The organism is Acinetobacter sp. Swhac1, assembly GCF_013390985.1.
GTDB classification, from domain to species: domain Bacteria; phylum Pseudomonadota; class Gammaproteobacteria; order Pseudomonadales; family Moraxellaceae; genus Acinetobacter; species Acinetobacter towneri.
This window is the reverse complement of record NZ_JACASN010000061.1, coordinates 1-5,411: the sequence shown is the minus strand read 5'-3', so window position 1 is coordinate 5,411 and position 5,411 is coordinate 1. Positions and strand designations below refer to the sequence as shown.

The window sequence follows — 5,411 nt, the reverse complement described above, 5'->3', positions numbered from 1 at the left end:
GCTTCACACATATTTTTAATACGTTGATAGCCAGAAATTTCACGCTTCGTCGATTTCATGGTAATTGCACGAAGACGACTAATTCGACCATTCAAACGTTGTACTACTTCCCAAGCAATATGATGTTTTGCAGTGGTAAAAATAGTTTCGTAGAGTTTTGAAGAGGTAGAAATAATTAAATTAATATCATCTGCTGCAAAGGCTTGCTCAAGTTCAATCAATAATACTTTCAGTGTTTCTGTTGTTTGAGCAGTTAGGTTTTGGGTGCAATCAGCAACGGCACTTTGTTCGAGTAGTAGTCGAATTTCATAAATTTGTGATGCAATTTCCCAATCCAATAATGAAACAATTGGGCCTTTGTTTGGCAGAATTTCAACTAAACCTTCTGCTTCTAAATAACGAATGACTTCACGTACAACAGAGCGACTTACTCCTAATTCTTCGCACAAGCTTCTTTCGACTAATCTTTTTCCAGAAGGGAAATAGCCTGTAATGATTGCGTTACGTACTTTATTCAAACAAAGCTCGCGTAAAGTCACAGGTGGATTTTCAATTTTAAGATTCATAGATGATTAATCTTTCCTGATTTTAATAAGTCAAAATTTTGTTACATGTTTATAGCTGAAAATTAGCATACCAAACTCTTGCTTTTTTTTCATTATGTATTATGGTATACCATAATACGAATGTAAAAATAAATTCACTCGCAAGGAAATGCCATGAATCTAATCCGTAAAACAGTTCTTCATGTTGAAACGACTTATGTCGATGGCGATAAAGAAGCAACAAAACCGTTAAAAATGGTGGCTGCTGCTGCTGTGATCAAAAACCCATGGGCTGGTCAGGGTTATGTCGAAAACCTAACACCTGAGGTTCGCCGTATTGCTCCGATTCTAAGTGAACATTTAACTCAATTGATTCTTGATGAAGTCGGTTCAGGTGAAGCGGTAGAAGCATTTGGTAAAAGTGCGGTCGTAGGTTTGAATGGTGAGCTAGAGCATGCATCAGCCCTCATCCATACCTTACATTTTGGAAATACATATCGTAATGCGGTCGGGGCTAAGTCTTATCTCGCTTTTAATAATACGCGTGGTCCAGCGAATGCTTCGATTCTTGTTCCAATGATGGATAAAAATGATGAAGGCCGTCGTTCTCATTATTTGACTCTTCAATTTGCAATTCCAGATGCACCTGCTGCCGATGAAATTGTGATTGTAATTGGTGCAGCGACAGGTGGACGTCCACATCATCGTATTGGCGATCGTTATCAAGATTTGGAAGAGTTAGGTCATGATCTCAAAAACCCTGCAGCTGTCAAATAATCGGATTGCTCATTATCTTGAGCAAGGAGAAGGAGAGCCTTTGGTTCTCATCCATGGTGTAGGTATGCAAGCAGCCGCTTGGTATCCACAAATCGAATATTTCTCGAAACATTATCGTGTGATTTCGGTGGATATGCCGGGTCATGGAAAAAGTACAAAACTTGCGGATGGTGCACCTTTAAAAGCATTTGTTGATTGGGCGATCGAATTTATTACAGCATTGAATTTAGGTGCAGTGAATTTGGCGGGTCATTCGATGGGTTCATTGATTACGACAGGGGTAAGCGCAACTCGTCCTGATTTAGTCAAACGAATGGCGGTGTTGAACGGTGTATACAAGCGTACAAGCCAAGCTCGTGATGCTGTTGTGAATCGTGCAGAAGAGTTAAAAAAAGGTCATATTGATGTTGAAACACCACTGCAGCGCTGGTTTGGTAACAGTGAAGCAGAACAAATTGCTGCTGAAAAAGTCAAGTCTTGGTTGGAAAATGTGGACTTGTCTGGATATACCACAGCGTATGCGGCATTTGCACATGGCGATCAAATTTACGCAGATGACTGGAGCAAAATTCAGTGTCCAGCACTGGTTTTAACTGGAACTGATGATCCAAATTCAACAGCAGAAATGGCAGTACAAATGGCAAGCCAAGCGAGAAATGGCACCGCTATTGTGATTGAAAATGAGCGTCATATGGTGAATTTGACTGCACCAGACCAAGTAAATATTGCAATGCAGGCGTGGTTAGAAACCCAAGTCTAAATTGCCACACATTGATGAAGGAATAAGACAATGAGTGAAATGGATAGTGTTAATAAAATACGCGAACTACGTGATGCCTTTGGCTCATTTATGACTGGCGTAACCGTCGTAACCACCTGTAAAGATGATGGAACACCATTAGGCTTTACTGCGAACTCTTTTGCTTCGGTGTCTTTGGACCCAGCTTTGCTGCTTGTCAGCATTGCCAAGACATCAAGCAATTATAATAACTTTGCCAATGCTTCACATTTTGCAATTAATATTTTGGCAGAAGAACAAAAGGATATTTCGAATACTTTTGCTCGCCCAAGTGATGATCGATTTGCAAATTTAGCATGGACAAAGAGCGCATCTCATAACCCTATAATTGATCAAGTCAGTGCTTGGTTTGATTGCACGACGTATCAAGTTGTAGATGCAGGTGATCATGCGATTTTAATTGGTAAAGTTGAAGATTTTGGCTCAGCAGGCTTTGCTGGTTTAGGGTATTACCGTGGAGCTTATTTCACACCTGCCAAATCATCTACTGATGTGATTTCGAGTATGAAAGTCATGATGATGGCTTTGATTGGACATGAAAATCAGATCTTGCTTGAACAGACACAGGATCAAAAGTGGACATTGCCACATTTGATGGTTGAAAAAGATGGTGCAGAAAAAGCACTTGAAAAAATCTTTGCAGCTTATCAGCCAGAAGCCTCACCAAGCTTTATCTATTCTGTCTATGATGATGTGACTACCCAGCAGCAATATATTGCATTTTTATGTAATACCCCGATCGCACATGCGACCAAAGGTCAATTTGTTGATTTAAATGATTTAGAGCAACTGACTTTTGTGGATAGCGCTTTAGAAAGTATGTTGATGCGTTATCGTAAAGAAAACCACCTTAAAACCTATGGTGTTTATTACGGTAATCAAATTAGCGGTACGGTTCGTCAAATTGTTAAAGAGGAAGTTTAACTATGCGTTTTTCATTATTTGTACACATGGAGCGTGTTTCTGATCAACAAACGCAGAAGCAGCTCTATGATGAGATGATTGAACTTTGCCAGATTGCCGATCAAGGTGGTATGCATGCGATTTGGACAGGTGAACATCATGCAATGAATTTTACGATTGCACCTAATCCATTCATTAACTTAGTTGATATTGCCAATAAAACCCAAAATGTACGTTTGGGCACGGGTACAGTGGTTGCGCCATTTTGGCATCCAATTAAATTGGCAGGTGAAGCTGCTATGACGGATATTATCACCAATGGTCGTTTAGATATTGGCATTGCACGTGGTGCTTACTCGTTTGAATATGAGCGTATGGTGCCTGGTATGGATGCATGGAGTGCAGGTCAGCGTTTACGTGAAATGATCCCCGCGATTAAAAACCTGTGGAAAGGTGATTATGAGCATAATGGTGAGTTTTGGCAGTTCCCGAAAACCACTTCTGCACCTCAACCGTTACAACAACCGTATCCACCGATTTGGGTAGCAGCACGTGATCCAAATAGCCATGAATTTGCGGTGCAAAACGGCTGTAATGTACAAGTCACACCATTACATTTTGGTGATGAAGAAGTTGAAAAACTCATGGGACATTTTAATACTGCCTGTGAAAAGTTTGCTGATATTCCTCGTCCTGAAATTATGTTATTGCGTCATACCTATGTCGCTGATAGTGAAGAAGATGCTCAATTAGCAGCAGATGAAATCAATACATTCTATAACTATTTTGGCGCATGGTTTAAAAATGAGCGTGAAATTACGCAAGGTCTAATCGCGCCATTGAGTGATGAAGAAATTGCAGCTCATCCATTTTATACGCCAGAAGCTATGCGTAAAAATAATGTAATTGGTCAGGCGCAAGAAGTGATTGATCGCCTAAAAGCTTATGAAGCAATGGGTTATAACGAATATTCATTCTGGATCGATACAGGAATGAGCTTTGAGCGTAAAAAAGCATCGTTACAACGTATGATCAACGAAGTGATGCCTGCATTTGCATAGGAGAGAAGACATGACTTCTCAATTCCAGTTGTATATCAATGGTCAATTTGAGGATGGTGCTGCACAATTTGACAGCATTAATCCTGCGACAGGGCAAGTTTGGGCGAAAATGCCTGAAGCACGTACAGATGAAGTCAATCGTGCAGTTGCCGCTGCATCTCAGGCTCTGCAAGATGCGGCTTGGGCAGGTTTAACTGCCTCACAGCGTGGAAAGTTGTTATATAAACTTGCTGATTTAATCGAAAAAGCTGCACCGCAATTGGCTCAATATGAAACCAGTGATACAGGCAAGATCATTCGTGAGACGTCGAGCCAAATTGCTTATGTAGCTGAATATTATCGTTACTATGCAGGGATTGCAGACAAGCTCGAAGGTAGCTATTTACCGATTGATAAACCAGATATGCAAGCATGGACCATCCGTGAACCAGTAGGTGTGATTGCTGCAATTGTTCCGTGGAATAGCCAATTATTTTTGTCTGCGGTTAAAGTTGGTCCAGCATTGGCGGCAGGTTGCAGTATTGTTCTGAAAGCCTCTGAAGAGGGACCAGCGCCTTTACTTGCTTTCGCGCGTTTGGTGCATGAAGCAGGATTTCCAGCTGGTGTGGTGAATGTTATTACAGGTTTTGGCCCTGAATGTGGTGCAGTTTTAAGTAGTCATCCAGACGTGGCTCATGTGGCATTTACTGGTGGTCCAGAAACAGCACGCCATATTGTGCGCAACTCTGCTGAGAACCTTGCCAAAGTCTCATTAGAGTTAGGTGGAAAATCTCCTTTTATTGTGTTTGCCGATGCTGATTTACAAAGTGCGGTAAATGCACAAGTTGCGGCAATCTTTGCGGCAACAGGACAAAGTTGTGTTGCTGGCTCACGCTTGTTGGTTGAATCAACTATTAAAGATGAGTTTGTGCAGCGTTTGGTTGAGCGCGTACAAACTATCAAAATTGGTTTACCTGATGATCATGCAACTGAATTTGGTCCATTGTGTACACTGCGTCAACGTCAAAAAATTGAACAAGTGGTGGCAAGTTCACTTCAACAAGGTGCACAACTACTGATTGGCGGAAAATCTTTAGAGCGAGAAGGGTATTACTATCCGCCTACAATTTTAGATTGCAGCGATGTACCGCAAGCTGATTGTGTTATGACGGAACTGTTTGGGCCAGTGCTATCGGTGGTGAGTTTTACCACAGAATTGGATGCTATCCAGAAGGCCAACAACACCCCTTACGGTCTTGCTGCTGGAGTCTTTACCAACAATTTAAGCCGTGCGCATCGCATGACCAAAGCAATTCGATCAGGCATTGTTTGGTTAAATACCTATCG

6 protein-coding genes are annotated in these 5,411 nt (G+C 41.3%); 5 read left to right on the top strand and 1 reads right to left on the bottom strand.

Annotation, left to right across the window (positions count from 1 at the left end; genetic code table 11):
* Window positions 1-566: GntR family transcriptional regulator (locus tag HX743_RS15430; protein ID WP_178319637.1), on the bottom strand; the 566-nt coding region annotated here is incomplete at its 3' end.
* Between the two features lie 153 nt (window positions 567-719).
* Here HX743_RS15430 and HX743_RS15425 point away from each other — a divergent pair.
* The 5 genes from HX743_RS15425 to tgnC all read left to right on the top strand — a co-directional run.
* Complete coding sequence (locus HX743_RS15425) at window positions 720-1,322, top strand: amino acid synthesis family protein (RefSeq protein ID WP_178319636.1); 603 nt, start codon at window positions 720-722, stop codon at window positions 1,320-1,322.
* On the top strand, window positions 1,291-2,082 hold the full coding sequence (locus tag HX743_RS15420; RefSeq protein WP_178319635.1) for an alpha/beta fold hydrolase: 792 nt from the start codon (window positions 1,291-1,293) through the stop codon (window positions 2,080-2,082). Before HX743_RS15425 ends, HX743_RS15420 begins: the two co-directional genes overlap by 32 nt.
* Window positions 2,083-2,112: 30 nt before the next feature.
* Window positions 2,113-3,045, top strand: coding sequence for a flavin-dependent trigonelline monooxygenase reductase component (gene tgnA / locus HX743_RS15415; RefSeq protein WP_178319634.1), 933 nt, complete (start codon window positions 2,113-2,115; stop codon window positions 3,043-3,045).
* 2 nt (window positions 3,046-3,047) lie between these two features.
* A complete protein-coding gene (gene tgnB, locus HX743_RS15410) occupies window positions 3,048-4,085 on the top strand; it encodes a flavin-dependent trigonelline monooxygenase oxygenase component (protein WP_005161501.1) in 1,038 nt (345 codons plus the stop codon).
* Window positions 4,086-4,095: 10 nt separating this feature from the next.
* A partial coding sequence (gene tgnC / locus HX743_RS15405) for a (Z)-2-((N-methylformamido)methylene)-5-hydroxybutyrolactone dehydrogenase (protein WP_178319633.1) occupies window positions 4,096-5,411 on the top strand: 1,316 nt, incomplete at its 3' end.

Bases quoted from the DNA above. Each gene is read 5' to 3' on its own strand.
- HX743_RS15420 (WP_178319635.1), top strand. From the start codon at position 1,291: ATGATCTCAAAAACCCTGCAGCTGTCAAATAATCGGATTGCTCATTAT.
- HX743_RS15425 (WP_178319636.1), top strand. From the start codon at position 720: ATGAATCTAATCCGTAAAACAGTTCTTCATGTTGAAACGACTTATGTC.
- tgnA (WP_178319634.1), top strand. From the start codon at position 2,113: ATGAGTGAAATGGATAGTGTTAATAAAATACGCGAACTACGTGATGCC.
- tgnB (WP_005161501.1), top strand. From the start codon at position 3,048: ATGCGTTTTTCATTATTTGTACACATGGAGCGTGTTTCTGATCAACAA.